Origin of the sequence: Apibacter adventoris, from assembly GCF_002964975.1 — a bacterium.
Lineage (GTDB): Bacteria > Bacteroidota > Bacteroidia > Flavobacteriales > Weeksellaceae > Apibacter > Apibacter adventoris.
In genome coordinates this window covers 1-5,150 of the sequence record NZ_PSZM01000039.1, presented here as the reverse complement: position 1 = coordinate 5,150, position 5,150 = coordinate 1, and the positions used below count along the sequence as shown (strand labels likewise).

Annotated in this window: 3 protein-coding genes and 1 pseudogene; all 4 read left to right on the top strand. The window is 32.7% G+C overall.

Annotated features, from left to right (window positions below; translation table 11 throughout):
- The coding region (locus tag C4S77_RS13030; RefSeq protein WP_181042840.1) for a phage baseplate assembly protein V at window positions 1-2,507 on the top strand (2,507 nt) is incomplete at its 5' end.
- Window positions 2,504-3,406, top strand: a complete 903-nt coding sequence (locus C4S77_RS06750) for a hypothetical protein (protein ID WP_105246919.1) — start codon at window positions 2,504-2,506, stop codon at window positions 3,404-3,406. The genes C4S77_RS13030 and C4S77_RS06750, both read left to right, overlap by 4 nt.
- A 67-nt stretch (window positions 3,407-3,473) precedes the next feature.
- Window positions 3,474-4,295, top strand: coding sequence for a hypothetical protein (locus C4S77_RS06745; RefSeq protein ID WP_146106063.1), 822 nt, complete (start codon window positions 3,474-3,476; stop codon window positions 4,293-4,295).
- 69 nt (window positions 4,296-4,364) lie between these two features.
- Window positions 4,365-5,150, top strand: a pseudogene (locus tag C4S77_RS06740) (hypothetical protein); the annotation flags it as partial.

Below are 5,150 nucleotides of genomic sequence, written 5' to 3'. Positions count from 1 at the left end.
AATATTTTTACTACAATGGAGAACAATTTTGTTTCTCTGCCTGGGGAGGTAAAATTATTGAGTTAATGGAAGGAGAAGATGTTTACGATTATGAAATTAAGATGGAAGTGCAGCCCCAGAATTTTTCCTATACGGCCTATGATGCCAAACAAGGAACAGACTATTTGCTAGATTCCAAAACCCAAAGCATACAATCCTCTAACAACCCTTTTCAGCAATTTGCCTACAATGCATCCAAAAACCTATATAATGTATCTCCTATGGCCCATTACGATCAGAGCTTATTGCTTAACGGCTCGTTGGATATGCAACGATCATTGGAAAGAGATATGAAGAAAAGGCAGAATTTAGTCTATGTGGAAGCTACCAGTAATAATCCTTGCTTACGTGTCGGTGATGTGGTTAAGATGATGGCTTGGATTCCAGGGCATGAAATATTCAAAAACGGACGGGTACCCATAGAATCGTATAAGATAACCGAAATCGTCCACACCTTTGCAGATGGAGAAGGGTATACCAATACCTTTGTCGGAGTACCTAAAGACTTACCGGTTCCTCCATACTATAACGAGGTAGAAGCTCCCAAAGCCCAGATACAACATGCCACTGTAAAGGACAACCGAGACCCCCTGAAAATGGGAAGGGTAAGGGTACAGTTTACCTGGCAAAGGAGGGCTAACAGCCAGACTCCTTGGGTACAGGTAATACAGCCCCATTCCGGAGGAGGCAAAGGGACTTATTTCAACCCTGAGATCGGGGAAACCGTATTGTGTGCGTTTCAGGGAGGAAATGCCGAAGCTCCTATTGTGTTGGGAACGGCTTATAATGGAGGAGAGATTGCAGAATATTACACTCAGGGAAACGATATTAAAGTCATACAGACCCGTAGTGGGACCAAGATTGTTTTTAATGATGCTCAGGAACAGGGTTCTATACTTATAGAAGACCCCAGCGGAAATAAAATGTTTATGGACGGACAGGGTAATATAAAAACCTATGCACCTAAAGACATGGAAATAACCACTGGAGAAAATTTGAATATACATGTAGGGAATAACCTGCATTTCACGGTAGGAAACCAGGCTACTTTGGATATAATGCAAAAGATGCTGGTAAACACTCCGTTTATGCAGCAACTGGTAAGTAATTATTATCATACCCAGGCAGGAAAAGCATTAATAAACTCTGAAAACCAGATTAAAATTGAAAGTCCTGAGACCTTTGTACAAGGAGGTCAACGATTAATGCTCCATTCAGACGAGTTGGCTACACTGAATTCCCGAGGTATTGCCGAATTAAAAGGCGAAACCAAAAATTCCTTGAGTAATAAAGCTACTTCTTATATAACACATACTCCAGAAACTAAGGCTGATTGTATTATACACTTTAGACCAGGAAAAAATTATCAAAAATCTCCTGATTTTGGATTTGATTATATAAGAATAGGAGATACAGGATATAAAGGAGATGTATGGTATAAAGATATTATAGGGAGGTATAAAGATTCATCTGGTAATCTAAAACAAATATATTCTAATGGGGTATTTACTAAAGATGAAAAAGAATATTCTAAAATAGTATCTACTTTTGAACAAATTATTTTAAAAAAAAGAAAAGATGCTCAAAATAGTAATTATATTTATTATGTACCAAAGATGACTCTAAAGAAAGGAAATGAAGCAAATCTGATTTTAAAAATTAAAATAGAAAAAGAACCTGAAAAATTAAAATTTGTATATGATAAAAGTTGTTTTGGTTTAGAAGGGTTTACTAATGATCAAATAGCAGAAAAGAGTAAAGGAAACCGTACATTAAACCTAAAAGTAAAATGTAAAAAAGTGTTTTCTACCGATCAATCCATTAGTATTATGGCAGATGGAGAAATTTGCGGAAAACTTTTGGTAAAAGCTAATAATTATTCTTATAACATTAAAGTGGTTTTTGTTGAAGTAAAAACAAATATAAAACAGGATTCAAAAGGTTCTTTAGATGTTAAAGAGCAAAATAAGCTAAAAAATATTTTAAGTCAGGCTTATATAGATGTAAATATTAAATATGAAGAATTGGACTTAACAGGATTTTTCACATCCAAATGGTTCTGGCTCAATTATTCTAAAAATGGGCAGATTAATACTGCTGGGCTTCATAAATACTTAAATGATAAAATGACCAATAAATACAAAGAATATTATAAAATTTATATTTTTGGAGAAAATTCTGGGGGACTCAATGGTGTTGCAGAAGGTGTTGGAGGGGCAAAAAGTGCTATTGTTTTTCCTGGAAGAACTGGAGATGCAAGTATGGCCACTTCCTCCCATGAATTATTACATTCTATTGGTTTATACCATACTTTTGATAATAATTCTAAATTTACCTTTGAAAGGGGTAAAATTGATAATGTTATGGATTATTCCCATTGGAGTGGAATACCACGATGCTCCACTACTCATTGGCAATGGCAATTACTACAACAGAAATTATCAAATTATAAAACTTTAGTAAAATGAAAAAATATAGCTTATTTACAGTTTTATTTTCCTTATTGTTAAGCTGTAACGGCCAGGAAAAAGAACTTATAAAACCTGAAGAAATGTATACAACAGAAAAAATTAATATTGAAAAATTTGATAAGAATCAAAGAATTATAGATACTATAAAAGATGGAACTATAATAGAACAAAATAAATCTACTTACATTAATACAGGAAAAACTGAATATACTGAAAGTATAACACCTCCTCCTCCAGCAATGTTTTGTATATATAAAATATATTACTCTAATGGAAACTTAAAAACTAAATATACGAAAATGAGTATTGTGGGTGCTTATGTGCCTTTTGGTTTGGTGTATCATTATGATGAAAAAGGAAAGCTTATACAAAAGATAGATAATGATAAAATATATAATGATGTAAGAGTTACTCCAGAAATATTGTTTGATATATTGGATAAAGAAGGAATATATATTAAAAAAGAGAGACTTGGAGGAGTTTTATCAATAAACTATCATTATGATAAATCTCCAGAAAACTGGTCACTTTTCTTACCTTTTAAAAAAGGAGATACTCCTTTTTGGGAGGTAACACGAAACTATTATCTTCATGACGGGAATCAGCCTTTTGCTAAAGTTTATAAAATAGATGCCTTAACAGGAAAAGTAATCCCGGTTTATAAGTATATGCTTGACAGAGCAGGAGCTCCATTTGAACTTATTCCTTTACAAGAAGTTAAAAAAACATCCAGAGTTTACAAAACCTATGAAGGGAAGGATTATACCCGAGAAGAATGGGAAGCATTTGAGCAAAAACAATTTGAAGCCTATGCCCGTAAACATAATATTTCTATAGTCAAAAATGATAAGAAAGATACCCAAGGATTTACTTCCCGTTTTTTACTTGATGAATAAGAATATTTTATATATGAATAATATTCTAAACAAAAAAAATATCTATAAGCTGTTAGTATTTTTTTCTATGAGCGGGGTTATTTTTTCCTGTCAAGGACAGGAAATAAAAAAAAGCAAACCCAATAAAAAAGATACTGCCATGATAGAAAAATTTGATTTTGATATGTATAAAAAGACAGAGCAAGGATCTATTACTTATACCAAAAATGATGACACTGAAATTTATATGATAGACTTTGATAATGAAGGAGGGTTCCAAAGAGAAAGGCTTCCTTCCCCTTCTTTTTTAATCGTATATAAAGAATATTATGCTAATGGAAATTTAAAGTTAAAAGAGACCTATATAGGAGAACATGTAAAAGTAGGCATTTCCCAATATTACGATGAAAAAGGAAATTTAATTAAAGAGGTAAATGAAGACCAGAAATTCGGAAAAATAAAGCCCCAACAGGTACTGGAATTCTTACAGGAAAAAGGCTATATTAACCTAAAAACCGGAAAAGGGAGAGTAGATGAAGATGGACGAGCCGTTTTTGAATTATATTTTGGAGAACAAAATAAAGAAAAATACTGGATCATATCCATAGTTAAAGGAATTCCTAATACCGACCCAAAAAACTTTCCGGAATTTGGAGAACCTCCGGCTTTTATACCGTTAAACTATGTAATGGATGGAGAAACCGGAAAAGTAAAAATAGAGGGAGCAGAGGATAAAAAGACCTCCGGAGTTTACAAAACCTATGAAGGGAAGGATTATACCCGAGAAGAATGGGAAGCATTTGAGCAAAAACAATTTGAAGCCTATGCCCGTAAACATAATATTTCTATAGCCAAAAATGATAAGAAAGATACCCATGGGTTTACTTCCCGTTTTTTACTAGATGAATAAGATTATTTTATATATATGAATAATATTCTAAACAAAAAAAATATCTATAAGCTGTTAGTATTTTTTTCTATGAGCGGGATTTTTATTTCTTGTCAAGGACAGGAAATAAAAAAAAGTAAACCAAATACAAAAAATACTCACATGATAGAAAAATTTGATTTTAATGTATATGAAAAAACCAATAAAGGGTCTGATGAATATACTTTACCTAATGGTAATACGATATTTTCTATAGGATTTATTAAAGATAAAAAAGGATTTCAAAGAGAACGGCTTCCTTCCCCTTCTTTTTTAACTGTATATAAAGAATTTTATGCCAATGGAAATTTAAAGTTAAAAGAAACCTATATAGGAGAACATGTAAAAGTGGGAATTTCCCGATATTACGATGAAAAAGGAAATTTAATCAAAGAGGTAAATGAAGATAAAAAATTCGGAAAAATAAAGCCCCAACAGGTACTGGAATTTTTACAGGAAAAAGGCTATATTAACCTAAAAACCGGAAAAGGAAGGGTAGATGAAGATGGACGAGCCGTTTTTGAATTATATTTTGGAGAACAAAATAAAGAAAAATACTGGATTATATCCATAGTTAAAGGAATTCCCAATACCGACCCAAAAAACTTTCCGGAATATGGAGAACCTCCTGCTTTTATACCGTTAAACTATGTAATGGATGGAGAAACCGGAAAAGTAAAAATAGAGGGAGCAGAGGATAAAAAGACATCTGGAGTTTACAAAACCTATGAAGGGAAGGATTATACCCGAGAAGAATGGGAAGCATTTGAGCAAAAACAATTTGAAGCCTATGCCCGTAAACATAATATTTCTATAGCCAAAAATGATAAGAAAGAT